Below are 24,674 nucleotides of genomic sequence, written 5' to 3'. Positions count from 1 at the left end.
CGGCGTTTCGACAACGATGCGCCCCAAGTGATTTGGAGCCTCCACAATGAACAAGACCTGGATTGCGCGCACCGGTCTGGCGCTCGGCGCCGGCCTCGCGCTCGCCGCGAGCATCGCCGCCCCCGCGCAGGCCGCCGACATCGAGGCCCAGCTCACCGATGCCGGCGGGAACCTGGTCGCCGAGATCATCCACCACGATGACGGCGACGTCTTCTCCGTGCACGACTGGCACCCCGACGGCCATGGCGTCCGCGGCAGCCTCTACCTCGTCGAGGACGGCGAGTGGATCAAGCTCAGGAGCATCTACAACGGACTGGGAGCGGGCGAGTTCAAGACGTTCCAGTGGAACGTGCTCACCGGCGAGGAGTACGTGATGGAGATCTGCACCGTGGACGGCGCGAACGACCCGGAGGCGAACGACTGCTCGTTCCAGGAGGTCACGGAGTAGCGGGGTTCCTCCGCACGGGCCGGGCCCCTTCGGGGTCCGGCCTTCAGCGTTCGAGGTAGGCCTCGAGGTTGAGGAGGGAGGAGCCCAGGCCTTCGGCGTGGTCTTCGGCGCTGATGCCGTCGGGGACGTTCTCGGCGGTGACGGTGACGCGGGTGCCGTTCGCGATCGGCTCGAGGGTCCAGGCGCCGGTCATCGTGCCGGAGAAGGCCGGATCGTCGGAGACGAAGTCGACCTCGGTGACGATGCGGGTGTTGGGGACGAGTTCGATGAAGCGGGCTTCGACGGTGTCGGTGTCGGCGGTGGTCTTGCCGGGCGAATCGGCGGGGTCGTCGTAGGTGAGGGTCATGCGGTAGCCGCCGCCGGGGCGGGGGTCGTAGTGGTCGAAGCGGCCGGTCATGCCGGCGGGCGGGAGCCAGGCGGCGAGGGCTTCGGGGTCGACGAGCGCGGTGTAGACGCGGTCGACGGAGGCGGGTACGTCCCTGCTGGCTTGGTCGGTTCGCGGCATCTTCGGACCGTAGCATCCGGTGCCGGCGGCAGGCGTGAAAAGGCCCGGCCCCGCGTACGGGACCGGGCCTCGGGTGGTGCTGTTAGTGGACCGGGACGGCGTCGCCGCTCGGGCTTTCGGCCTTCTTCACGAGGAAGGCGGCGGCCACGGCGACGAGCGCCATGGCGGTGCCGCACAGGAAGGCGAGGTGGATGCCGTCGGACTGGGCGACGACCTCGGTCGCTCCGGCGTCGAGGCTCGAGGCGGCGCCGGTGGTCATCAGGGTGATGAACACGGCGGTGCCGACCGCGCCCGCGACCTGCTGGAGGGTGCTCATGATGGCGCTGCCGTGGGGGTAGAGCTCCATGGGCAGGGCGCCGAGCGAGGAGGTCATGAGCGGGGTCATGAGGCTGCTGAGGCCGAGGCTGAGCATGACGTGGATGACCACGACGAACCAGGTCTCGCTGTTCTGGTCGAGCATCGTCATGAGCCCGAGGGCGCCCGCGAGCACCATCGAGCCGGGGATGACGAGCGGCCGGGGGCCGACCTTGTCGAAGATGCGGCCGATGAACGGGCCGGAGACTCCCATGGCGAGGCCGCCGGGGAGGACCACCAGTCCGGTCTCGAGGGTGGTGAGGCCCAGGACGTTCTGGAGGTAGATCGGCAGCAGGATGAGCGAGCCGAAGAGGGCCGCCATCGAGATGAGCAGCATGATGATGCCGACGGTGAACGAGCGGCTCTTGAAGGGCCGCAGGTCCATCAGGGCCGCGTCGCGCTTCTGGAGCCGGAGCTGGCGGAAGACGAACAGGGCCAGGGACGCGGCGCCGACCGCGACGGCGGCGTACGGCGGGATCGGGGTGTGGTTCCCGGCCGCCGACTCGCCGAGGCTGCTGAGGCCGTAGATGATGCCGCTGAAGGCGACTGCCGAGAGGAGCGCGGAGAGCAGGTCGAGCTTGACCGGGCGCGTCTCGCCGAGGTTCTTGATGAGGACCCCGCCGAGGACGAGGGCCAGGACGGCGATGGGCAGCACGGCCAGGAACATCCAGCGCCAGGTGAGGTTGTTGAGGATGAACCCGGAGAAGGTCGGGCCGATCGCGGGGGCGACGGCGATGACGACGGTGATGAAGCCCATGGTGCGTCCGCGGCGCTCGGCCGGGACGAAGGTCATGACGGTGGTCATGAGCAGCGGCAGCATGACTGCGGTGCCGCTGGCCTGGATCACGCGGGCGACGACGAGCACGGGGAAGACCGTGGCCACGCCGGCGAGCAGCGTGCCGGCGCAGAAGAGCCCGATGGCGGCGAGGAACACCGTGCGGGTGGTGAAGCGCTGGAGGATGAGGCCGGTCATGGGGATGACGACGGCCATGGTGAGCATGAAGCCGGTCGTCAGCCACTGCACGGTGGCGGCGGTGATCTCGAACTGCTCCATGAGGCGCGGCAGTGCCACGCCCATCACGGTCTCATTGAGGATCATGACGAACGTGGCCACGAGGAGCACGCCGAGCACGATCTTGATCTGGCGTGACATGCCCGGTTCGGGCGCTGGGGCGGCTTCGGCCTCGGGGGTCTCAGCCGGTCGCTGGTCAACGGTCATGGGGGATGTTTCCTTCGGTGGTGTTCCTGCCGGTGCACGACTGGCCCGTGCCGGGACCCGCCGGGGTGTCGGAGGGTGACGGGACGCGCGCGCCGGAAAGTGTCAGTGACTGTCAATCATTGCAGTTGCTACCATCCGGGTCATGGGCGCCGGTGGGAGTCTGCGAGAAGTGTCACGTCGGGCCGTGCAGTCGAGGATCGCACGGACCGCGGAGGCCCTGTTCGTGGCGAAGGGTTTCGAGGAGACGACGGTCGATGAGATCGCCGCCGCCGTCGGCATGTCCCAGCGCAGTTTCTTCCGCTACTTCGCGTCGAAGGACGAGGTGGTGCTCGACAGCGTCGAGCGCCTGGGCGAGGAGCTCTCGGCCCGCCTGGAGGCCCGGCCGTGCGGCGAGTCCGTGTGGGACTCGCTGCGGCGCGCGTTCGACCCGGTGGTGGAGCGCCTGGCCGATCCGGCGGTGCGCGAGCGCGACCGGGTGCTGCACGAGATCGTGAGCGCGAGCCCGCGCCTGCTGGCGGCGTACCTGGGCCGGCTGGACCTGCTGCAGCGGTCGCTCTCGGAGCTGCTGGTGGAGCGGGCCGGGCGGAGCGGGGACGAGCCGGACGCGGTGGTCGTGCGGGCCATCGTGGGCGGGGCGTTCGCGTGCCTCCAGGCGGCGTCGCTCCATTGCGGTACCGATCCGGAGGTGTTCGGGCCGTGCCTGGACCGGACGATGGAGGCCCTGCGTCCGGTCGCGGCCTGACCGCCGCCTAGTGCCGGTGGTGCTGGTGCACGACCGCGTGGCCTTTGCCGCGTGAGATCAGCCAGCGGTTGATCGGGACGGTGACCACGAAGGCGATCGCGAGCGCGGCGGCGAGCATGAGCCAGAACCGGGGGTCGGCCACGCCCATCTCCATCCCGCCCGGGATGGCGAGGATGAAGGCGTTGTCGACGATCTCCATGACCGCGATCGAGATGGTGTCGGCGGCGAGCGCGACCTTGAGCGCGTCCTTGAAGGACAGCCCGGCGCGCATGACCCCGCGCATGGTCAGGGCGTACCCGAACACGAACGCGAGGGCGATCGCGAGGGCGATGGTGGCCGCGCCGTGCCAGCCGAGCGCGGTGCCGATGACGACCCCGAGGACTTCGCCGATCGCGCAGCCGGTGAGGCAGTGGAGGGTCGCGGAGGCGGCCATGCCCCAGCTCGCGGGGCTCGGCTTCGCGTCGTGCGCCGCGTGGCCCGCGTGGTCCTCGTGGTGCGGGTGTCCCGAGTGGTCCTCATGGCCGGCGTGCTCGTGGTGGTCGTGGTGCTCATGGGCGGAGTGGTCCATCGGCTGCTCCTCAGTGCTCGGCGGCCAGGGGCGGCCGCGACCGGATCACTATATACCCCCCTAGGGTATGTGGCAAGAGGGGTTGGGGTGGCGTGACGCCGAATGTCCTGCGGCCCGCCCGCAGCCGTAGGAAGATCCACAGTGCAGCACAGGGGCGATGTGGGGGCACAGTGGTCGAGACTTCCGAAGGCGAGGGCGCTGAACGGCTGGGCGCGCGGTATGCGCGCGTGCTCGCCCTCGCGGGCCTGGTCGGCGTGCCGGTATCGGTGGCGGCCTTCGCGTTCCTCGCGCTCCTGCACTGGCTCACCGACGTCGTCTGGGAGGACCTGCCGGAGCACTGGGGACTCGATCCGGTGCCCTGGTGGTGGCCGGCCCCTTGGCTGCTCATCGGCGGCGCGCTCGTCGCCGTCGCCGTCGCCCGTCTGCCCGGGGGCGGCGGCCACGTGCCGATCGAAGGCCTCTCGCCCGATCCGGTGCCGCCCTCGCACCTGCCCGGGGTCCTGCTCGCGGCGCTCGGCGGCCTGCCGCTCGGCGTCGTGCTCGGCCCGGAGGCGCCGCTCATGGCGGTGGGCGCGGCCTTCGCGATGATCCTCACCGGCCGCTGGGTCGCACGCGGCCAGGAGAGCGCCCTGGTCAGCACCTCCGGTTCCGCCGCGGCCGTCGCCGTGATCTTCGGCAGCCCGCTGGTGGCGGCCGTGTTCATCCTCGAGTCCGCGGGCCGCGCCGGGGTCCGGCAGACCGCGGTCGTCCTGCCGTGCCTGCTCTCGGCCGGCATCGGCGCACTCGTGTTCACCGGGCTCGGCGAGTGGACCGGCCTGCCGGTGTCCTCGCTGCAGCTCCCCGGGCTCGTGATCCCGGCCCGGCCCGACCTCGCCGATCTGCTGTGGACGATCCCGCTCGCGGTGCTCATCGCCGTCGGGGTACGCCAGGTCCACCATCTCGGGCGCCGCCTCGTGCCGCACGCGGCCCGGCGCCCCGCGCTCATGGCGATGGCCGCCGTGGCCGTCACCGCCGTCGCCGCCGCGGCCTACGCGCTGCTGACCGGACGCTCCCCTGTGGAGGTGCTGCTGTCAGGGCAGGACGCGCTCGGGATGTTCACTGAGAAGGGCGACGTGCCCGGGACCTGGGCGCTCATCGCGCTGCTGGCGTTGAAGGGCCTGGCGTACGCGGTGTCGCTCGCGACGCTGCGCGGCGGCCCGATCTTCCCGGCCCTGTTCCTCGGCGCCGCCGCAGGCGCACTCCTGAGCGGGCTCCCCGGCTTCGGCGTCGCTGCGGCTATGGCCGCGGGCATGGCCGCCGCCACCGCCGCCATCCTGCCGCTGCCGGTCTCGGCGGCCGTCCTCGTCACGCTGCTGCTCGGGTCGGGGTCCGCCGCGCTGGCCCCGATCGTGCTCGTCGCGGTGGTCGTGGCGTTCGTGAGCGAGCAGCTCATCGACCGGGCCGGCAAGCGCGCCGAGCCCGCGGCCGAGGCGGTATAGGGCGATGCAGGTGCAGCACGAGGAGAGCGACCCGGCGTTCAAGCCGCACCGGCTGCGATGGGCGCTCGCGGCCCTCGCGCTCATCGTGCTGTACGCGGTCGTACCGGTCCGCATCGAGCCCGATCCGGCCGTGCTGATCATGCGCTGGACCGCCACGGCAGTGCTCCTCGCGGCCATCGCGGTCACGATCCGCTGGCAGGCGGTGCGGCAGCTCCGCGAGCCGAACGCCCCGCTGGGCGCGCTCGTCGTCGGCATCCTCGGGGGGCTGCTGCTGTTCGCGCTCACCGACTACACAGTGGCCGTGTACCGGCCCGACCAGTTCGACGGCCTCCACACCCGCGTCGACGCCCTCTACTTCGCACTGAGCACGCTGAGCACGGTCGGCTTCGGCGACATCACGGCGCACGGCCAGGGGGCCCGGATCCTGGTGTGCCTGCAGATGGCGTTCAACGTCACCGCGATCGCGGGCTCGGCGTCGCTCATCGCCCGCAAGCTCACCGAGCGCGCCCGCGCACGCCGTCCGCGCGCCTGACCGCCGAGCCGGGCCCGCGCCGGGACGGATCCCGGCACGGGCCTTCTAGGCTGAAGGCATGGAGCCCTTGCGCGAGCAGTCGACCGTCCGGATCGGCCACCTGACCGGCACCAGCACCACCTTCGGGTTCATCTGGATCGGCGAGGAGCGGCGCTACGACCTCACCGGCTTCCAGGTCCGCCGCCCGGCGACCGGCGAGAAGATCGTCGAACTGCGCTGCGACTCGTGCGGTGCGGAGCTGCTGCTGCGTGTGCGCAGCTCCGCGCTCTCGCGTGCGATCCGCAAGCGGCGCATGGTGACCACGCTCGTGAGCCTGGCGCTCGCGGTCGTGCTCATCGGCGGCGCCATCGGCCTTGACGAGGCCGGGATCACCATCCCGCTCTCGACCGCGTTCGGCGTGGTCCTGCTGGTCGTCTCGCTCCTGACCCTCGCGGTCTTCGGCATCGCCTGCTACGCCTGGACGCACGAGGAGGGCCTGCGCCTCTACTCCCCCACCGGGCAGGGCGACCGCACGCACCGGCTGCTGGTCGGCGCCGGGCCGCACGACGCGCAGGCCCCGTGACGCCTACGCCGCCAGCGGGATCGCCCGCTGCGGGAGCCCGGTGTAGGCGCTCAGCGGCCGGATCAGGGCGTTCGACTCCAGCTGCTCGATCACGTGCGCGGTCCAGCCGGTGATGCGGGACATGACGAACAGCGGCGTGAACATCGGGATGTCGAAACCCATCAGGTAGTAGGCGGGCCCGGCCGGGAAGTCGAGGTTCGGATGGATGCCCTTGGCCGCCATCATGGCCGCCTCCAGCTCCTCGTACATCGCGACCCACCGCTGACCGCCCTGGAGCTCGGCCATCTCGACGAACGCGGCCTTCATGGTGGGGACGCGCGAGTCGGCGTCCTTGTAGACGCGGTGCCCGAAGCCCATCACCTTCTCCTTGGCGGCCAGGCGCTCCCGCAGCCAGTCGCCCGCGAACGCGGGGTCGCCGATCTCGAGCATCATGCGCATCACAGCCTCGTTCGCGCCGCCGTGGAGCGGGCCCTTGAGGGCGCCGATCGCAGCGGTGACGGCCGAGTAGATGTCCGAGAGGGTGGAGGCGACGGTGCGGGCGGTGAACGTGGAGGCGTTGAAGCTGTGCTCGGCGTAGAGGATCATCGAGATCTCGAAGCAGCGCAGCACTTCCGGGGCCGGCACGGTGCCGAAGCACATGTGGAAGAAGTTCTCGGCGAAGCCCAGTCCCGGGTCGGGGGCGATGCGGGCGAGGCCCCTGCGGCGGCGAAAGTCGTGGGCGACGATCGTGGGAAGTTTGGCGAACATCGCCTCGGCCTTGGCGCGGTTGGCGGCCGGGCTGTTGTCGTCCTCGGCCGGGTCCTCGGCGCCGAGGCAGGAGACGGCCGTGCGCAGCAGGTCCATCGGGTGGCAGTTGTCCGGGACGCGGTCCACGACGCCGATCGTGGAGCGGGTGACCTCCCGTTGCGCGCCTTCGCGTTCACTGAGGCGGGCGAGCGCGGCGGCGTCGGGCAGCTCGCCGTACCAGATGAGGTGCGCGACCGATTCGAAGGAGCAGCTGCGGGCGAGCTCCTGCACGGGGTAGCCGCGGTAGGTGAGGGAGTTCGTCTCGGGGACGACCTCGCTGATGGCGGTGGTGTCGGCGACGACTCCGACCAGGCCCTTGTGGATAGTGCTCATGCGTCCCTCCCGGGGATCTTGAAGTCGAAGAGCTGCTGGTCGAAAGCGCTATAGGAGGCGTAGTCGACGAGTTCGTACAGGCGGGCGCGGGTCTGCATCCGGTCCACATGGGAGGCCTGGGTGCCCTCGGCCTCGAGCGTGTCGAAGAGGTCTTCGACGGCGCCCATGGCGGCGCGCAGGCTCGAGACGGGCCAGATCACGAGGTTGTAGCCCAGGTCCTCGAGTTGCCGCGCGGTGAGGCTCGGCGAGGCGCCGAACTCGGTCATGTTGGCCAGGAGCGGCACGTCGACCGCTGCGCGGAAGGCCGCGAACTCGGCTTCGGTGCGCAGGGCCTCGGGGAAGACCATGTCCGCTCCGGCATCCACATAGGCTTTGGCGCGGTCGATGGCGGCGTCCAGGCCCTCGATCGCGCGGGCGTCGGTGCGGGCGCAGATGACGAAGTCCGGGTCGGTGCGGGCCTGGACGGCGGCCCGCACCCGCTGCAGCATCGCGGCGGCCGGCACGACCTCCTTGCCGTCGAGGTGCCCGCAGCGCTTGGGGTTGACCTGGTCCTCCAGGTGGCACCCGGCGAGCCCGGCGTCCTCGAAGGACGCGATGGTGCGGGCGACGTTGGCGGCCTCGCCGAAGCCGGTGTCGGCGTCGATGAGGGTGGGCAGGTCGGTGGCGCGGGCGATCTGGCCGCCGCGCCCGGCGACCTCGGTCAGCGTGGTGAGTCCGATGTCCGGCAGCGCGAGGTCGGCGGCCAGCGCGGCGCCGGAGACGTAGACGCCTTCGAAGCCCCGGTCGGCGACGGCGCGGGCGACGAGCGGCGAGAACGCGCCGGGGAGCCGCTGGAGGCGGCCGGAGGCGAGTCCGGTGCGCAGGGCCTTGCGCTTCTGGGACGGCGAGATGCGTTGGGTCATCGGAAGAGTCCTCCGTTCGCGGGTGCTTCGAGCGTGCCGGGAGGGGCGGCGAGGTTGAGGGCGCGGACCTCGGCGGCGTCGAGGGTCTCGATGCGGCAGGCGAGGTCGAGGAACCGGTCCTGTTCGGACGGTTCGATGACGCCGTCGGCGAGGATGCGGAACTTCTGGAGGTACTGCTCGCGGGCGAAGGGGCGGGCGCCGCGGGGGTGGGCGTCGGCGACGGCGAGTTCGTCGTCGAGCGTGGTGCCGTCGTCGAAGACGACGGTGACGTGCCCGCCGAAGGCGCGCTTGTCGGGGTCGGGGTCGTGGTAGCGGCGGGTCCACTCCTGGTCTTCGAGGGTGCGGACCTTGCGCCACAGACTGACCGTGGAGTCGCGGTGGGCGCGTTCGGGAGTGTAGGAGCGCTCGTGGTGCCAGTCGCGGTCTTCGAGGGAGACGGCGAAGATGTACATGATGGAGTGGTCGAGGGTCTCGCGGCTGGCGTCGGGGTCGGTCTTCTGCGGGTCGTTCGCGCCGGTGCCGATCACGTTGTGGGTGTGGTGGCTGGTGCGGATCACGATCTCGGCGACGCGCGAGAGGTCGGGGATGCGCGGGGCGAGGCGGCGGGCGAGGTCGATGAGGGCCTGGCTCTGGTATTCGGCGGAGTGCTCCTTGGTGTAGGTGTCGAGGATGGCGCGCTTGGGTTCGCCGGGGGCGGGCAGCGGCACGGTGTAGCGGGCGGCGGGTCCACTGAGGAGGCGGGCGATGACGCCGTCCTCGCCTTCCCAGATGGGCGAGGGCGCGCCTTCGCCGCGCATGGCGCGGTCGACCGCTTCGATGGCGGCCTTGCCCGCGAACGCGGGGGCGTAGGCCTTCCAGGAGGAGATCGCGCCCTTGCGGGACTGGCGGGTGGCGGTGGTGGTGTGCAGCGCTTGGCCGATGGCCTGGTAGATCACCTCGGCGTCGAGGCCCATGAGGGTGCCGATGCCACTGGCGGCGGCGGGGCCGAGGTGGGCGATGTGGTCAATCCGGTGCTCGTGCAGGCAGATCCCGCGCACGAGGTCGATCTGGATCTCGTAGCCGGTGGCGATGCCGCGCACGAGGGCGGCGCCGTCGAGGCCGCGGTGCTGGGCGGCGGCGAGGATCGGCGGGATGTTGTCGCCGGGGTGGGAGTAGTCGGCGGCGAGGAACGTGTCGTGGAAGTCGAGTTCGCGCACGGCGACGCCGTTGGCCCATGCGGCCCATTCGGGCGAGGCCCGCACTTCGGGGGCGGCGCCGAAGACGGCCGCGCCGGGGCGGTAGGGGTGCGTGAAGGCCTGGGCGCGGGCGTTGGCGACGGGGCGGCGGGCGAGGGACGCGGCCGCGACGGCGGCGTTGTCGATGACCCGGTTGCCGATCATCTCGGCCACGTCGGGTTCGACCGGGACGGGGTCGGTGGCGACCTGCGCGAGTTTCCAGGCCAGTTCCTGTTCGCGCGGCAGTGCCTCGCGGGAGGCGTGGGCGCGGACGTGGTGCTCGATCATGCGGCGGCTCCTTCGACGGGTATCTTCACAGTATGTACAGCCGCCTGACCGCTTGAAAGCACTGAACATGTGGTTTCTTGTGGAAATATCGGCCCGGTTTTGTGAATGTTGTGAAAGGACCAGTCGATGGCGTTGAGGACGGCCAAGGTGGGGCTGCGGCTGCGCCGGTTCCGCGAGGAGCAGGGGCTCACGCAGGCCTCGCTCGCCACCGCGCTGGGCATCTCCACGAGCTATGTGAACCAGATGGAGTCGAACCAGCGGCCCATCACGGGCCCGGTGCTGCTGCGCCTGGCCGAGGTCTTCGATGTGGACGTGCAGCGGTTCTCGGCGGCCGAAAGCGACCGGCTCGACGCCCAGCTGCGGGACGCGCTCGCCGACACCGCGCACGCCGAGCAGGTCTCGCCGCACCAGACCCGCGAGCTCGCCGAGGGCATGCCGGAGCTGGCGCGGTACGTGGTGGACCTGCACCGGCGCTACCGGCACGCGGTGGAGCGCAACACGGCGATGAGCGCCGAGCTGGACGCGGGGGCGGCGCCCACGGCGTACGAGGAGGTGCGGGACCTGTTCTACGCCAAGCGGAACTACGTGCCCGAGCTCGACGAGGCGGCCGAGCGGATCGCCGCCGGACTGGACCCGGCGGACCTCGCCGCGGAGCTCACGCGGCTCCTGGCCGAGCGGCACGGCACCGCGGTCGCGGACCTCGCGGCGGGCGAGCAGGCCGGGGCGAAGCGCCGGTTCGACCCGGAGGGGCGGGTCCTGCGCGTCTCGCCGCTGCTCTCCCCCGGCCAGCGCGCGTTCCAGCTCGCCACGCACTTGGCGCTGGTCGAGCACGCGGACCTGATCGACGGCCTGGTGGCGGCGGCGGACCTCTCGGGGCCGGAGGCGCGGGCGCTGGCGCGGATCGGGCTGGCGAACTACTTCGCGGGGGCGCTGATCCTGCCGTACGGGGTGTTCCGCAGTGCCGCAGAGGAACTGCGGTACGACCTGGACCTGCTGCAGCGGCGGTTCCGGGTGGGGTTCGAGACGGTGGCGCACCGGTTGAGCACGCTGCAGCGGCCGGGGTCGCGGGGCGTGCCGTTCTTCTTCGTGCGGGTGGACCGGGCGGGGAACATCTCGAAGCGGCAGTCGGCCACGGACTTCCACTTCTCGCGGGTGGGCGGCAGTTGTCCCCTGTGGAACGTCTACGAGGCGTTCGCGCATCCCGGGGAGGTCCGCACGCAGCTCGCGCAGATGCCCGACGGGCGGTCGTACCTGTGGGTGGCGCGCACGGTGACCCGCCGCTACGGCGGGTTCGGGACGCCGGCGAAGACGTTCGCGATCGGGCTGGGCTGCGACCTCCACCATGCGCACCGCCTGGTGTACGCCGACGGGCTCGATCTGGCGAGTCCGGCGGCGCTGACGCCGATCGGGCCGGGCTGCAAGGTGTGCGACCGCTCCGGCTGCCCGCAGCGGGCGTTCCCGGCGATCGGGAGGCCGCTCGACGTAACGGACCACCGCAGCGGCTTCACCCCGTACCCGTCGTCGGCGTAAGGCCGCGGCCCTCCAGCGGGCGGCAAAAGGGCCGTGGGATGCCGGGTCGAACGCCGAGCCGTGGCGCGCTCGTCGGCATCCACGCCGTCTCGCCCGAACCGGGCGCTGCCTCTGACCCGTGTTCGCCGCCGATGACGGCATCGTGTGTGCTCGCCGCCGCACCCTCGTTCGCGTCGGCACCGGCACGGGATGCGGCCGCGGTCACCCGGCTTCGCGCAGTTCCAATACGGCGGCGGTTGGGCACCGCCCGAAGGGATCGCGAGCCGGTGGCCGGCGGTGGCGTCCACGTCGTCCGCGAATGCGAAAGTCGGCCGTGGTCGGCGGCGCGCTCAGGCGGGCGGGCTTTAACCGATGGCCTCGGCGAGGGCGGCGACGCCGCGGTCGATCTCCTCGGGTTCGATGACCAGCGGCGGGGCGATGCGCACGGTGCGCTGATGGGTCTCCTTGGCGAGCACGCCGAGTCGGAGCAGCCGTTCGCACACTTCGCGCGCGGAGGGGGCGGTCTCGGCGAGGTCGACGCCGGCCCACAGGCCGCACACCCGAATCTCATCCACTCTGGACTTGTCGAGGCCGGCGAGGGCGCCTTCGAGGTACCGGCCGAGGTCGCGGGCGCGCTGCTGCCACTCCCCGGTGGCGAGCATGGCGACGACCTCGGTGCCGACGGCGGCGGCGAGCGGGTTGCCGCCGAAGGTGGAGCCGTGGGTGCCGGGCGTGAAGACGTCCATCACCTCGCGGTCGCAGGCGACGGCCGAGAGCGGGACGATGCCGCCGCCGAGGGCCTTGCCGAGCAGGTACACGTCAGGCGTGACGTCCTCGCGGTCGCAGGCGAACGTGTGGCCGGTGCGGCCGAGGCCGGACTGGATCTCGTCCGCGATCATGAGTACGTGCTGCTCGTCGCAGAGGCGCCGGACCTCGGCGAGCCAGCCGGCGGGCGGGACGATCACGCCCGCTTCGCCCTGGACGGGTTCGAGCAGCACGGCCGCGGTCTCGGGGCCGATGGCCGCGGCGAGCGCGTCGATGTCGCCGTAGGGCACCGAGTCGAAGCCTCCGTCGAAGGGCCCGAAGCCGTCGCGGGAGCCCGGGTCGGAGGAGAAGCCGACGATAGTGGTGGTGCGGCCGTGGAAGTTCCCGTCGAACACGGCGATCCGGGCCCGGTCGGCGGCGATGCCCTTGCGCTCGTAGCCCCATTTGCGGGCGGCCTTGACGGCGGTCTCGACGGCTTCGGCGCCGGTGTTCATGGGCAGCACGGACTCTTTGCCGGTGAGCGCGGCGAGACCTTCCAGGAACGGGCCGAGCGTGTCGGTGCGGAAGGCGCGCGAGGCGAGGGTGATCCGGTCGAGCTGGGCGTGCGCGGCGGCGGTCAGGCGCGGGTGGCGGTGGCCGAAGTTCACGGCCGAGTACGCGGCGAGCCAGTCGAGGTAGCGGTTGCCCTCGGTGTCGGTGACCCAGGCGCCCTCGCCTTCGGCGATGACCACCGGCAGCGGGTGGTAGTTGTGGGCGCCGTACTGCTCTTCGAGGTCGGTGAGGTGGCTCGAACGGTTCACGGGCGGCCTTTCTCGGGCGGAGGCGGCGGCGCGGTGCGCGGCGCCGACCGGTCTCGGTGGTTCCCGGTCGCGCCGGGCTGCCACCAGCATGGACCCGGCGGCGGCGTTCTCGGCGCTGCTGCGCGGGCGCGGCCCTGTCAAGTCTACTGTTGCAAAATACTGGCGATAAGCGCCGCGGCCGCGTACGTGAATAGCCGTCGAATCCGCTTGTCGAACGCTAAACCTCGGTGCAAGCTGGTTGCCGGGCCCTTTCGGGCCCGCACCCGTGCCGCCGCCCGATTGGATGACCGTGACCAGCACCGCCCTGCCCGCCCGCACCGACCCCGCGCTCGTGCACTGGCGAAACGCCGTGTTCGCGGTCTTCGCCCTCTCGGGGTTCGTGTTCGCCAACTGGGCCGCGCGGGTCCCCAACATGCGCGACCTCCTCGGCGCGACCACCCAGGAGATGGGCGTGCTCATCCTGGGGCTCTCGGCCGGGGCGATCCTGGGGCTCGTCGCCTCGGGCCATGTGGTGGCCCACCTGGGGGCGACCGCGGCGATCCGCTGGTTCCTCGCGCTGACGGCGGTCGGCCTGATCGCGATCGGCCTCATCGCCGGGTTCGCGCCGTCCTACTGGGCGCTGTTCGCGGCGCTCATGGTCCTCGGCGCGGGCAACTCGGTGCTCGACGTCGCGATGAACCTCTCCGGTGCGGCCAACGAGCGGCGCATCGGCAAGACCCTCATGCCGATGTTCCACGCGTTCTTCAGCGTCGGCACCATGCTCGGCGCGGGCGTCGGCGCACTCACCGAGCAGCTCGGCGTCCCCGCGGGCGTGCACCTGACGGGCGTGGGCGTCGCGGTCCTCGTCGCGTCCGTGTACGTGGTGAAGTTCCTGCAGCCGGCCGAGGAGCCGCGCGAGGCCGCGCCGGGCGAGCGGGCCGGGTGGCGCACCCGCCTGTCCGCGTGGACGGACGTGCGCGTGCTGCTCATCGGCCTCATCATCCTCGGCATGGCCTTCACCGAGGGCACCGCGAACGACTGGCTGGGCCTGGCGATGGTCGACGGCTACGGCCTCACCAACCCCGGCGGCGCGGCCGTCTTCGCCGTGTTCGTGACCGCGATGACCGCCGGGCGGGCCTTCGGCGGGCTGTTCCTCGACAAGTTCGGGCGCGTGCCGGTCCTGGCCGGTTCGGCGCTGCTGGCACTGGTCGGCCTGCTGTTGGTGATCCTCGGCCCGACCGCGCCCGTCGCGATCGTCGGCACCGTGCTGTGGGGCCTGGGCGCGTCGCTCGGGTTCCCCGTGGGCATGTCCGCAGCCGCGGACGACCCCGAGAAGGCCACCGCGAACGTCGCGGTCGTGGCCACCGTGGGCTACTGCGCCTTCCTCATCGGGCCCCCGCTCATCGGCCTCATGGGCGACCAGGTGGGGCTGCGCAACGCGTTCTACGTGGTGCTCGTGCTCGTCGCGGTGGCGCTCCTGTGCTCCCCGGCGGCGCGCAAGCCCAAGGTGTGAGGGCCCGGCGCGGGCGGTGGGGCCCGCGCCGGGCGGACCGGTTACGTGGTGACGCGGAAGGTCGCGTCCGCCCGCTCCTGCGTGGTGCTCACCGGGTCGAGCCGCAGCGCGTACCCGTAGTGGCGGATATAGCGGGTCGGGAAGTTGTAGGACGTGAACGAGCTCCACGAGGAGTCGGCCAGGCCCGCGACGCGGTTGAAGGTGGCGTCGGCGTTGAACGTGCCCCCGGAGGCGCGCGGGGCGAGCACGAAGTCGTAGTCGACGTGCCGCAGGAAGTGCCCGGGGAAGTTCACCGACTCGAACGAGACCGCGCTCGAGGCGGCCAGGCCCGGCACGAGCCGGAACTGCGAGTCCTGGGCCGGGCTCACGCCCGGGTCGATGCGCACGTCCATGTTGTAGTGGCGCACGTAGCGGTCCTGGTAGTTGTAGGACTGGAGCCGGTTGAACACCGGGCTCTGGTACCGGTTCAGGACCCGCGTCTCCTCGGCCTGCGTGAGGTTGAGGACGAAGCCGTGGCGCTTGAGGTTGCCGCCGAGGCCGTAGCCGGAGGTGGTGCGGTAGCCGGAGACGGCCGCCGGGTTGGTGGTGAGCACGGGCATGTAGCCACGGCCCGTGGCGTACTGGTCGAGCCACAGCGCCCATTCGTTGCGGTCGTTGAACTTCGCCCACATCGGGCCCTCGACGCCGCCGCCGGTGAGGTTCGCGAGGTCGCCCAGGCGGGTCCACGAGCCGGTGAGCGAGTTGCTGCCCTCGATGACGATCTGGCTGGTCTTTGAGGCGCGGTAGTACCGGTAGCCGCCGGTGTTGGCCTCGATGATCTGGGTGTCGATGAGCCCTTCGGTGCCGGCGGGGTTGATGTACGCCTGCGGCGTGGTGATGGAGCGGAAGTCGGTGGTGCGGGCGCTCCAGATGCGGTGCTTCTTGATGCCGTTCAGGGTCGAGTTGGTGGCCCAGTAGAGCAGGTAGTTCCCGGCCGCGGCGTCCCAGATCGCCTCGGGCGCCCAGGCGTCCCCGGCGTCGCCGATGGACGCGGCGACCGGGAGCAGCCACGGGATCGACCAGTTGACGAGGTCGGTGGACTCCCACACGACGAGGTTGCGGCTGCCGCTGTTGGCGGCGTCGTTCCAGGACGTGCCCGATCCGATGTGGAGGTCGGTGGCGACGATCCAGTAGCGGTTGCCGGCCGGGTTGCGCACGATGATGGGGTCGCGCACGCCCTTGGTGCCCAGCGGGGTGCGCAGCACGATCTGGCCGCGGTTGAGGTCGGTCCAGTTGAGGCCGTTGTCGGAGTGGGCGAGGTAGATCTGCTCGCCGCCGGAGCCCTCGCCGATGAAGTGGGCCATGAGGTAGCCGGTGTAGGCGGTCTGGGCCGCCGCGGGTGATGCCGGGAGCAGCGCGGCGGCGGGGAGGGCGGCGGCTGCCGCGATGAGGCCGCGGCGGCTGAGCCGGGGCGCGGTGTGCGGTGAGGGTGGTGTCGACATTGACGCTCCAAGGGGGTGTGCAGCCGAAATGATGATGTGAAGGGTAACAATCAACATCGATGTAGTCAATATCTTCGATATTTAACGAGAGCGCTCCAGTTCCCGCGGCACACCGATAGGCAGCGCCTATGCACCGCAGAGGATGTGTGTCTTGGACCCGGTATGTCACCCGGTGAGAGAGTGATCCAAGTCTATCCCTCAAGGAGGAGGCATGACGTCCACCGCCCCGGAGCAGCCCCAAGAGGCAACGCCCGCAAGCACAACGGCCGAAGAACCCCGCACCGACGTCGAGGCGGCGCTCCTCGGCGGCAGCACCTACCGCAGCCTCTCCGAACTCGGCCGCTCCGGCGCCGAGGCCAGGTTCGAGCGGGGCCGGCGCCTCGTCGGCTGGTTCCTCGCCCCCGCCGTCTCGCTCCTGTTCTTCTTCCTGCCCATGGACATCCCGGGCGAGCAGCAGAGCCTCGCGGCCGTCCTCCTCGGCGTCGTCGTCCTCTGGATCTGCGAACCGATCCCCATCCCCGTCAGCGGCCTCATCGGCGTCTCCGCCATCATCCTGCTCGGCGTAGCCCCCTCCGACGACGTGCTCGCCCCCTTCGGCTCCACCACCATCTTCACCTTCATCGGGGCGTTCATCCTCGCCCAAGCGATGCTCAAACACGGTGTGGCCCAGCGCATCGCGTTCGCGATCCTCGCGATCCCCGGCGTCGGCCGCTCCACCTTCCGCACCATCATCGCGTTCGGCGCCATCACCTGCGTCCTCTCGGCGTTCGTCTCCAACACCGCCACCGTCGCGATGCTCATGCCCACCGCCCTCGGCATCCTCGCCGTCATCGCCAAGCTCATGCAGGACCAGGGTGTCGTCCGCCCCGACTTCGACCCGATGACGCTCCGCGTCGGCGCCGCCCTCATGCTCATGCTCGCCTACGGCGCCAGCGTCGGCGGCCTGCTCACGCCCGTCGGTTCACCGCCGAACTTGATCGGGCGCGGCCTCATCGAGGAGGCCACCGGCGAACGGATCTCCTTCGGGCAGTGGATGCTCACCGCACTCCCCATCTGCCTGCTCATGTTCGTGATCCTCTTCGTGGTGCTCCTGCTCATCAACAAGCCCGAAGTGCGCCGCATCGAAGGCGTCGAGGAGTACATCCGCGAGCAGCGCGCCCTGCAGGGCCCCATGAGCCGCGCCGAGAAGAACACCGTGACCGCCTTCGCCGTCACCGTGTCCCTCTGGCTCGTCCCCGCCGTCGTCGGGCTCGTCTCCGGCACCGGCTCCGAGGCCTATGCGCTCGTTGACGACCGCCTCAACGAAGGAGTCGCCGCCGTCATCGGCGCCGGCCTCCTGTTCATCCTCCCCGTCAACTGGTCCAAGCAGCAGGCGACGATGACCTGGAAGGACGCCGGGAAGATCGACTGGGGCACCATCCTGCTCTTCGGCACCGGCATCATCTTCGGCGCCATGCTCTCCGCGACCGGCCTCGCCGAGACCATCGGCAACGGCGCCGCCGACACCTTCGGCATCACCAGCGCCTTCGCCATCACCGCGTTCGCCGTGCTCCTCGCGATCGTCATCTCCGAGACCACCAGCAACACCGCCTCGGCGGCGGTCGTGGTGCCGATCATCATCCCGCTGGCCGCCGCCACCGGCGTCGATCCGCTCGTCCCGGCGCTGGCGGCGACGTTCGCGGCCTCGCTCGGGTTCATGCTGCCGGTGTCGACGCCGCAGAACGCGATCGTCTACGGCACCGGCTGCGTGCCGATGACGCGGATGATCCGCTCCGGCATCGCCTTCGACGTCATCGGCGGCGTGCTCATCACCCTCACCGTGCCGACCATGGTGGCGCTCACCCACATCGGGAGCTGACGGCGTCCAGGCCTGGCCGAATGCAACGGTCGGGCCTAGACTCCGAAATACCGCGAACCGGACGGAGGCGGTCATGGACGTGCGCCAGCTCGGCTACTTCCTCGCCGTGGTCGACCACGGCGGGTTCGGCCGGGCCGCCGAGCAGATCCGCATCGCCCAGCCCTCGCTCTCGCAGGCGATCGGGAACCTGGAGCGGGAGCTGGGCGTGCAGCTGTTCCACCGGGTCGGGCGCGGCGTCGTGCTCAGCGAGGCCGGCCGCCAGCTCGTCGAACCCGCCCGGCAGGTCCTGCGCGACCTCGACGCGGCCCGCGCGGCGGCGCAGGCGGTCAAGGGCCTCCAGACCGGGCGGCTGGACCTCGTGTCCATGCCCTCCCCCGGGATCGAGCCGCTCACCGAGATGATGTGCCGCTTCGCCGAGAAGCACCCGGGCGTCGAGTTCCGGGTCGACGGGGCGTTCACGGCCGACGAGGTGGTGGCGAGCGTGCGGACCGGGGTGGCCGAGATCGGGCTGCTCGGTTCGGCGGGCGACGTGCGCACCGCCGAGCTGCGGGTGCAGGCCATCAACGACCAGCCGCTGGTGCTGATCTCCCCGCCCGACCACGGCCTTCCCGAGGGCGACACGGTGCGCGACACCGATCTGGAGGGCGTGCGGCTCATCGTTTCGCAGTACGGGACGTTCATGCGCCGCTTCGTCGACGACCTGATCGCGCGCGGCATCGGGGTGCGGATCGCCGCGGAGGTCGCGCACCGCACGTCGATCCTGACGCTGGTGCTGGCCGGGTTCGGACACGCGGTGATGCCCTCGTCGTGGACGCCGCTGGCCCGGCGCGCCGGGGCCGCGGTCCACCGGATCGAACCGGCGTGGGACCTGCGCATCGCGCTGGTGAGCCGCCCGTCCGGGCTGACCCCGGCGGCGCAGGCGTTCCTGGAACTGGCCGCCGACTGGCGGCGATAGGCCGCACCGATCGCGGTGATCGCGGATCGGTCTTGGACACCGGGCCCGGCCCCGTTGTTCACTCGAGGCGAGCATCAGCGCATTCGAGGAGGAGCCATGAGCGCCAAAGAGTTCCGCATCGCCGCCATCCCCGCCGACGGGGTCGGCCGGGAGGTCGTGGCCGCCGGGAGGGCGGTCCTAGAGGCGATCGCGGCGGACGGCACGGGCTTCTCGTTCGCGTGGGAGGAGTTCCCCTGGGGCTCGGACTACTACGCCGAGCACGGCGTGATGATGGCCGAGGACGGACTGGAGACGCTCAAGGACTTCGACGCGATCTACTTCGGCGCGGTCGGCTGGCCCACGGTGCCCGACCACGTGAGCCTGTGGGGGCTGCGGCTCAAGATCTGCCAGGGCTTCGACCAGTGGGCGAACATCCGGCCCGTGCAGTTCCTGCCCGGCATCGAGAGCCCGCTGCGCAAAGCCGACGACACGCACCTCGACTGGGTCGTCGTGCGCGAGAACTCCGAGGGCGAGTACGCCGGGTTCGGCGGCCGCGCGTTCGCCGCGCGCGAGGACAAGGGCGAGGTCGCGGTCCAGTCCGCGCTGTTCACCGAGGTCGGCTGCGAGCGGATCATCAGGTACGCGTTCGAGCTGGCCCGCACGAGGCCGCGCAAGAAGGTCTCCAGCGTCACCAAGAGCAACGCCCAGCAGTACGGGATGGTCCTGTGGGACCAGGTGTTCCAGCGGGTCGCGGCCGAGTACCCGGACGTGGCGACCGAGAGCGTCCTGGTCGACGCCATGAGCGCGAAGTTCGTGCTCCAGCCCGAGTCGCTGTCGGTCGTGGTGGCCTCGAACCTGTTCGCGGACATCCTCTCCGACCTCGGCAGCGCCCTCGCCGGGAGCCTCGGCCTCGCGCCGAGCGCGAACCTCAACCCGGAGCGGCGCTTCCCCAGCATGTTCGAGCCGGTGCACGGCTCGGCGCCGGACATCGCGGGCCAGGGCGTGTGCAACCCGATCGGCGCCTTCGGCAGCGCCGCGATGATGCTCGACCACCTCGGGCTGCCCGGCGAGGCCGAAGGCCTGCGCAAGGCGATCGAAGCGGCCACGGCCCAAGGCGTCCGCACACGGGACGTGGGCGGCGGCGCCACGACGCGGGAGGTCACCGAAGCGGTGATCGCGAACCTCCCGGCCCGCTGAGTCCCGCGACCGCGACGGGCTGCGGACTCCTGACCTCGGTGCCGCATGCGGGGGCCCCGGCAATGCGGGGACTCGCAGCCCTAACGGCGCGAATGCACGTGTTCGAGCAGGTCGACGCGGGTCTGGTCCATATGGCCGGCCATGGCGTCCCGGGCGGCGATGCGGTCCCCGGCGGCCAGCGCGGCGACGATCGCGGTGTGCTCGGCGATGGCGTGCTCGCGGATCTCGGCCACGGCGCTGGTCTCACTGCGCGTCTCGGCGAGCATCGCGGTCAGCGGCAGGAGGGCGGCCACGAGGATGCGGTTGTCGGCGGCGCGGAGGATCACGTCGTGGAACTCGAGGTCGGCGGCCACGAAGGTCACCACATCGCCCTTCGCGTGCGCGGTCTTCATGCGCCCGAGGAGTTCGCGCAGCGCGTCGAGGTCGGAGGCCGAACATCGCTCGGCCGCGAGCTGGGCGGCGCCGGTCTCGATCATCATCCGCACTTCGAGCAGCTCGAGCGACGACCGCTTCCGCTCCCCCGCGCTGCGGGCGTGCCGCACGACGGCCTCGATCCCGGTCCACTGCGCGACCGGCGCGACCCGGTGGCGGCGGCCCGGCACCTGCACGATGACCCCTTGCGCCTGAAGCAGTCGGACGGCCTCGCGCAGCGTCAGCCGCGAGACGTGCAGGTCCTCGGCGAGCACCCCTTCCGGCGGCAGGGGCTCACCGGGCTGCAGCTTGCCGTCGATGATGGCGTCGAGGACCTGTTCGACCACTGCCTGCGTCCGTGACGCTCGCGCCATCGGACCTCCTCCCGGTAAATGCTTCGAGCGTAAGGCAGTTGACGGTCCTGGGTGGAACGAGGTCGCGGCCCGCGCCGCTCAGGCCGTCACCTGCCCGGTGGACCAGGCCCACGCGGCGATCTCGACCCGGTTGCGCACGCCGAGGCGGCGCTGCACGTTCGCGAGGTGGTTCTTGACGGTGCCGGCGCTGATGAACAGCTCCCCCGCGATCTCGTCGTTCTGGAGGCCGCGCGCGACCAGCCGCACCACTTCGAGCTCGCGTTCGCTCAGGGCCTCACCGGATCTGGTCGGCGCCTGCGGCGGGATCATCTTGCGCAGCAGCTTGACCGTGATCTGCGGGCTGATCAGGGTCTCCCCCGAGACCGCCGCGCGGATCGCCTCGATGACGAGGTTGGGGCCCGACCGCTTGAGGAGGTAGCCGCACGCGCCGCCGCGCAGCGCGGTGTACACGTACTCGTCGAGGTCGAACGTGGTCACCACGACGACTTTCACCGGTTCGGCGACCTCCGGTCCGGCGAGGCGGCGGGTCAGTTCGAGGCCGTCCATCACGGGCATGCGGATGTCCGCGAGCACCACGTCGGGGCGCAGCAGCTCGGCCTGCGCGAGGGCGCTGCGGCCGTCGGCGGCCTCGGCGACCACGCGCATGTCAGGCTGGGCGTCGATCACCATGCGGAAGGCCTCGCGGATGCCCTCCTGGTCGTCGGCGATGAGGACGCGGATCGTCACAGCGGAGCTCCTTCATTGATGTCCTGCAACGGGAGCCGCATCGTGATGCGCCACCCCGAGGGTTCGCGGGGCCCGGCCTCGAAGCGCCCGCCGAGGCTCTCGGCCCGCTCTGCCATCCCGGCCAGGCCGAGGCCGGAGGAGTCGCGGAACGCCGCTTTCGGCGCGTCCCGACCGTCGTCCTCGACGCGCAGTTGCAGTGATCCGTCCACTTCGGTCAGTTCGATCGAAACCGTTGCGGCCGTGCGCGCATGGCGGCGCACGTTGGTGAGCGCTTCGGTCACGGCACGGTGCACGACCGCACCGGTCTCACGGGCCACGGGCTTCGCGAGCCGGATCTCGAGCACGGCCTGCGGACCGCCGCTCCCGTTGAACCGCTCGACCAGCGCTTCGAGGTCGTCCACGCCGCCCACTGGAGCCCGCGCGGCCTCGCCCGGGTCGCGCAGCAGGGCGAGGGTCCGGTCCATCGAGCCGAGCGCGCGCACACCGGCGGTCTCGATGCGCTCCAGCAGCTTCGCGAGCTCGGGCCGGTCCCCGCCGAAGACGATGCGCCCGGCCTGCGCCTGCGCCACGATCTCGCTGATGTCGTGAGCGACGAAGTCGTGCAGGTCGTTCGCCAGGTCGAGCCGCTGCTCCCGGCGGGCGTCGAGCACCGCCCGGCGGCGGCCCGCCGCCAGCCAGCGGAGATAGAGCGCCACCCCTGCCGCGATCGCCGCAGGGGCCAGCCACACCGCCGGCCCCAGGAACTGCTCCGGGCCCTCGTCCCCGGCGTCGAAGCGGAACAGCAGGAACGCGGTGGCGAGCGCAGGCACGACCCCCGCCACGGTCGCCACTGCGCTCCGGCCCCACAGGACCGCGAGGTACACCAGGCCCGTGAGGGCGAGCGCTTCGAGGAAGAACCACGCCATGGTCTCCGCGTCCCCGGGCACCCGGCCCGCGAATGTCAAGGCGGTCACGGCGATCGAGACCCCTCCCGCGACAACGGCCGCAGCCGGTGCGACACGGCGGTGCCTGGTGCCGAGCAGGGTCAGGACCGCGAGGCACGCGGTGAGCCCGCCGACCAGGTGCACCACCGGATCCGGCGGCGCCCACACCGCCGCGTACAGCAGCGCGAGCACACCGATCACCATGAGCGGCAGCCGAACGAACCTCATCGGCCGTACACCGCCAGCAGATCCTCGATCTCCGCCAGCGACTGCAGAGACGCCTCGGAATCGGCGGTCGCGAACGCCTCGGCGACCGCGGTCCGTACCGCAATGCCGGTGAGCCACTGCACGACCTGGGCGCCCCTGCTGCCCCAGAACGCGTTCGTCAACCGCATGGCGCCGCGCTTCAAGCGCGCCCCATGCCGCAGTAGGTCCCGGAGTTCGGCGGCCGCGACCGGATGCCGGAGGTGGGCGGCCCACTCGTCGAGGTAGGGGCCGAGGTCGTCTTCGGCGTTGCCGATGGCGCACAGCACGGTGTCCGCGTCGCGGTCGCCGGCCGCGAGCGTCAGGCTCCAGAACGCCCGGAGCAGATCACGGATCGCCGCCTGCTCCTCGGCGGCCCAGTCCGTCCACCCGGCGACACGCAGCCGCCTGAAGAGCGGTTCGAGTTCGGGCCAGTCGAATCCGCTCGTGCAGGCGATCGCGTAGATCCGCGGGAGGAAGTAGCGGAAGTCCGCCACGCTCCCGACGGTGAGCAGTACATCGGCGACGTACGGCTCGAGCACCGCAACCCGCAACTCCCGCAAGGGAACCCGGACTACAAGCGCGGCGGCCTCGGACTCGGTCATGCAGCACGGGCACAGCTCGATCGCCGCCGGTCGCGGCACCGTGCCGAACGCCGCGTACAGGCGGTCGATCGCAGCGTCCAAAGCGCTGCCGGGGGGCTCGGTGGGCATGCGCCGACTATAGACAGCTTCGCAGGCCGCCGCCGATATGCCGTTCGGCATATAGGCGGCCTCCGGAGCGGCCGGAAGGGCCCTTTCGGCACATGGGCGCCGAGGCCCCGCGCGACCAGGCTTGAGGCATGACGGAACTGCTCACGAAGACCCAGCGCCCCAAGACCGGCTGGCCCGAATGGATCGGGTACGCCGCCGCGGCCTGGTCGCTCCTGTACGGCGCACTCGGACTCGTCTGGGCCCTCGGCGGCCCCGGCTTCCCGTTCGGCGTCGGCGACGCCGAACTCATGGCCGAACCAGGGCTCGCCTTCACAGTCTCGCTCCTGGGGCGCTCGACGCCCGAGGTCGCCGGACCGATCATCGCCGGCCTCGGCGCGCTCGGTGCCTTGGCGGGCGTGCTCATGGCCCGGGGCTACGGCACCGGGGCGGCGCGGTGGCTCCTCCCGGCCTACGCCTGGATCGTCGCGGTCGGCCTCACCGTGGCCGTCCAGGACTACCGCACGCTCATCGTCGTCGCCTACACGCCGGTGATGCTGATCGGAAAGGTCTTCTTCGGCTGGCCCGAAGGCGTCGGATGGGGCGCGCTCTATCGCGTTGAACGGCTCAACCTGCTCATGCTGCTCCTCATGGGCGTCGTGTGGGCCCTGACTGCGGTCGCCTACCGCCGCAAGGTGAACGGCGACTGCGGCAGCTGCGGTCGCAGCGAGGCCGAACGGCCCTCGACGCTCCAGCGCTGGGCGCGACCGGCGACATGGACCGCGTTCGCCATCCCGCTGGTCTACTCGGTCACCCGCTGGGCCTGGGCGCTCGGGTTCAGTCTCGGCATCGACCCGGCGTTCTACGCCGAAGGCCGGGAATCGGGCCTGTGGCTGGCCGGGGCCACACTGGCGACGCTCGGCGGCATCGGCGCCGTGCTCACCCTCGGGCTGATCCAGCGGTGGGGCGAGGTCTTCCCGCGCTGGATGATCGGCCTGCGCGGCAAGCGGGTCCCCCCGATGCTGGCGGTCGTGCCGGCGACGCTGGTCGCGGCGCTGGTGGCCTCGGCGGGCGCCATGTACATCCGGTTGGTGGTCGGCCGGGGCGGTGTCACGGCCGAGACCTGGCCGCTGGAACTGCCGGAGACGCTGTGGGTGGTGTGGGGCGCGGCCCTGTTCGTGGCGGCGATGGCCTACCACCAGCGCAGGCGCGGCCTCTGCAAAGCCTGCGGCCGAGGCGAGACGAAGTAGCGGTCCGAACGAGCGGCGGGCCCGAACTCGGGCCCGCCGCGCCGCGCCAGCGCCGGCGTCGCGGCCGAGGGCCAGGGCCCGGCCCGGGCCG

General features: G+C 71.6%; 23 protein-coding genes. 11 read left to right on the top strand and 12 right to left on the bottom strand.

The features are described 5' to 3' along the window. Positions 1-46: 46 nt before the first annotated feature. The gene (locus O2L52_RS02470; protein WP_270113716.1) at positions 47-448 is read left to right on the top strand and encodes a hypothetical protein; all 402 of its coding nucleotides are present in this window, start codon (positions 47-49) and stop codon (positions 446-448) included. A 43-nt stretch (positions 449-491) separates the two neighbouring features. Here the strand turns inward: O2L52_RS02470 and O2L52_RS02465 are convergent, their stop codons facing one another. Together O2L52_RS02465 and O2L52_RS02460 are read right to left on the bottom strand one after the other, a co-directional pair. Continuing rightward, the gene (locus O2L52_RS02465; RefSeq protein WP_270113715.1) at positions 492-953 is read right to left on the bottom strand and encodes an SRPBCC family protein; all 462 of its coding nucleotides are present in this window, start codon (positions 951-953) and stop codon (positions 492-494) included. Between the two features lie 82 nt (positions 954-1,035). Continuing rightward, entirely contained in the window at positions 1,036-2,526 is a 1,491-nt protein-coding gene (locus tag O2L52_RS02460; RefSeq protein ID WP_270113714.1) for an MDR family MFS transporter, read from the bottom strand. Between the two features lie 184 nt (positions 2,527-2,710). Between O2L52_RS02460 and O2L52_RS02455 the strand changes: the two genes are divergently transcribed. Next, positions 2,711-3,268, top strand: a complete 558-nt coding sequence (locus tag O2L52_RS02455; protein WP_270113712.1) for a TetR/AcrR family transcriptional regulator — start codon at positions 2,711-2,713, stop codon at positions 3,266-3,268. Between the two features lie 7 nt (positions 3,269-3,275). Here the strand turns inward: O2L52_RS02455 and O2L52_RS02450 are convergent, their stop codons facing one another. After that, complete coding sequence (locus tag O2L52_RS02450) at positions 3,276-3,836, bottom strand: DUF4396 domain-containing protein (RefSeq protein ID WP_270113711.1); 561 nt, start codon at positions 3,834-3,836, stop codon at positions 3,276-3,278. 170 nt (positions 3,837-4,006) lie between these two features. Between O2L52_RS02450 and O2L52_RS02445 the strand changes: the two genes are divergently transcribed. Genes O2L52_RS02445 through O2L52_RS02435 form a run of 3 tightly spaced genes read left to right on the top strand, consistent with a single transcriptional unit; the run spans position 4,007 to position 6,408 of the window. Beyond that, complete coding sequence (locus O2L52_RS02445; RefSeq protein ID WP_270113710.1) at positions 4,007-5,314, top strand: chloride channel protein; 1,308 nt, start codon at positions 4,007-4,009, stop codon at positions 5,312-5,314. A gap of 4 nt (positions 5,315-5,318) precedes the next feature. Then, positions 5,319-5,846, top strand: a complete 528-nt coding sequence (locus O2L52_RS02440) for a potassium channel family protein (protein WP_270113709.1) — start codon at positions 5,319-5,321, stop codon at positions 5,844-5,846. A 58-nt stretch (positions 5,847-5,904) separates the two neighbouring features. Continuing rightward, complete coding sequence (locus O2L52_RS02435; protein WP_270113708.1) at positions 5,905-6,408, top strand: hypothetical protein; 504 nt, start codon at positions 5,905-5,907, stop codon at positions 6,406-6,408. Positions 6,409-6,411: 3 nt separating this feature from the next. Here O2L52_RS02435 and O2L52_RS02430 read toward each other — a convergent pair whose 3' ends face one another. The 3 genes from O2L52_RS02430 to O2L52_RS02420 are packed head-to-tail and all read right to left on the bottom strand — an operon-like array spanning position 6,412 to position 9,931. Next, a complete protein-coding gene (locus tag O2L52_RS02430; RefSeq protein WP_270113707.1) occupies positions 6,412-7,527 on the bottom strand; it encodes a bifunctional 2-methylcitrate synthase/citrate synthase in 1,116 nt (371 codons plus the stop codon). Next, positions 7,524-8,429, bottom strand: a complete 906-nt coding sequence (gene prpB, locus O2L52_RS02425) for a methylisocitrate lyase (protein ID WP_270113706.1) — start codon at positions 8,427-8,429, stop codon at positions 7,524-7,526. Before prpB ends, O2L52_RS02430 begins: the two co-directional genes overlap by 4 nt. After that, a complete protein-coding gene (locus O2L52_RS02420; RefSeq protein ID WP_270113705.1) occupies positions 8,426-9,931 on the bottom strand; it encodes an MmgE/PrpD family protein in 1,506 nt (501 codons plus the stop codon). The genes prpB and O2L52_RS02420 overlap by 4 nt, the downstream gene beginning before the upstream one ends. 126 nt (positions 9,932-10,057) lie before the next feature. Here O2L52_RS02420 and O2L52_RS02415 point away from each other — a divergent pair, with 126 nt between their 5' ends. Beyond that, positions 10,058-11,461 carry a short-chain fatty acyl-CoA regulator family protein gene (locus O2L52_RS02415; RefSeq protein WP_270113704.1) on the top strand — a complete coding sequence of 468 codons (1,404 nt, stop codon included), beginning with the start codon at positions 10,058-10,060 and terminating at the stop codon, positions 11,459-11,461. Positions 11,462-11,805: 344 nt separating this feature from the next. Here O2L52_RS02415 and rocD read toward each other — a convergent pair whose 3' ends face one another. Continuing rightward, positions 11,806-13,005, bottom strand: coding sequence for an ornithine--oxo-acid transaminase (gene rocD / locus O2L52_RS02410; RefSeq protein ID WP_270113702.1), 1,200 nt, complete (start codon positions 13,003-13,005; stop codon positions 11,806-11,808). Between the two features lie 289 nt (positions 13,006-13,294). On the opposite strand from rocD, the gene O2L52_RS02405 reads away from it, so the two are divergent. Beyond that, a complete protein-coding gene (locus tag O2L52_RS02405; RefSeq protein WP_270113701.1) occupies positions 13,295-14,497 on the top strand; it encodes an MFS transporter in 1,203 nt (400 codons plus the stop codon). A gap of 41 nt (positions 14,498-14,538) precedes the next feature. On the opposite strand, the gene O2L52_RS02400 is transcribed toward O2L52_RS02405, so the two are convergent. Next, positions 14,539-15,978, bottom strand: a complete 1,440-nt coding sequence (locus O2L52_RS02400; protein WP_270113700.1) for a glycoside hydrolase family 43 protein — start codon at positions 15,976-15,978, stop codon at positions 14,539-14,541. A 211-nt stretch (positions 15,979-16,189) separates the two neighbouring features. On the opposite strand from O2L52_RS02400, the gene O2L52_RS02395 reads away from it, so the two are divergent. The 3 genes from O2L52_RS02395 (at position 16,190) to O2L52_RS02385 (ending at position 19,967) form a co-directional block, all read left to right on the top strand. Then, a complete protein-coding gene (locus O2L52_RS02395) occupies positions 16,190-17,836 on the top strand; it encodes an SLC13 family permease (protein ID WP_270113699.1) in 1,647 nt (548 codons plus the stop codon). Positions 17,837-17,909: 73 nt separating this feature from the next. After that, a complete protein-coding gene (locus tag O2L52_RS02390; protein ID WP_270113698.1) occupies positions 17,910-18,791 on the top strand; it encodes a LysR family transcriptional regulator in 882 nt (293 codons plus the stop codon). A gap of 96 nt (positions 18,792-18,887) precedes the next feature. Beyond that, complete coding sequence (locus O2L52_RS02385; RefSeq protein ID WP_270113697.1) at positions 18,888-19,967, top strand: tartrate dehydrogenase; 1,080 nt, start codon at positions 18,888-18,890, stop codon at positions 19,965-19,967. Positions 19,968-20,047: 80 nt separating this feature from the next. On the opposite strand, the gene O2L52_RS02380 is transcribed toward O2L52_RS02385, so the two are convergent. The 4 genes from O2L52_RS02380 to O2L52_RS02365 form a co-directional block, all read right to left on the bottom strand. Then, positions 20,048-20,752, bottom strand: a complete 705-nt coding sequence (locus O2L52_RS02380; protein WP_270113696.1) for a FadR/GntR family transcriptional regulator — start codon at positions 20,750-20,752, stop codon at positions 20,048-20,050. Positions 20,753-20,830: 78 nt separating this feature from the next. After that, positions 20,831-21,478, bottom strand: coding sequence for a response regulator (locus tag O2L52_RS02375; RefSeq protein ID WP_270113695.1), 648 nt, complete (start codon positions 21,476-21,478; stop codon positions 20,831-20,833). Then, complete coding sequence (locus tag O2L52_RS02370; RefSeq protein ID WP_270113694.1) at positions 21,475-22,629, bottom strand: sensor histidine kinase; 1,155 nt, start codon at positions 22,627-22,629, stop codon at positions 21,475-21,477. The genes O2L52_RS02375 and O2L52_RS02370 overlap by 4 nt, the downstream gene beginning before the upstream one ends. Beyond that, a complete protein-coding gene (locus tag O2L52_RS02365; RefSeq protein WP_270113693.1) occupies positions 22,626-23,357 on the bottom strand; it encodes a hypothetical protein in 732 nt (243 codons plus the stop codon). The genes O2L52_RS02370 and O2L52_RS02365 overlap by 4 nt, the downstream gene beginning before the upstream one ends. 128 nt (positions 23,358-23,485) lie before the next feature. Between O2L52_RS02365 and O2L52_RS02360 the strand changes: the two genes are divergently transcribed. Further along, positions 23,486-24,583, top strand: coding sequence for a hypothetical protein (locus O2L52_RS02360; RefSeq protein WP_270113692.1), 1,098 nt, complete (start codon positions 23,486-23,488; stop codon positions 24,581-24,583). The last annotated feature ends 91 nt before the right edge of the window (positions 24,584-24,674 follow it).

The organism is Glycomyces algeriensis, assembly GCF_027622855.1.
In the GTDB taxonomy this organism is placed as follows: Bacteria; Actinomycetota; Actinomycetes; order Mycobacteriales; family Micromonosporaceae; genus Glycomyces; species Glycomyces algeriensis.
This window is presented reverse-complemented; position numbering and strand designations above follow the sequence as displayed.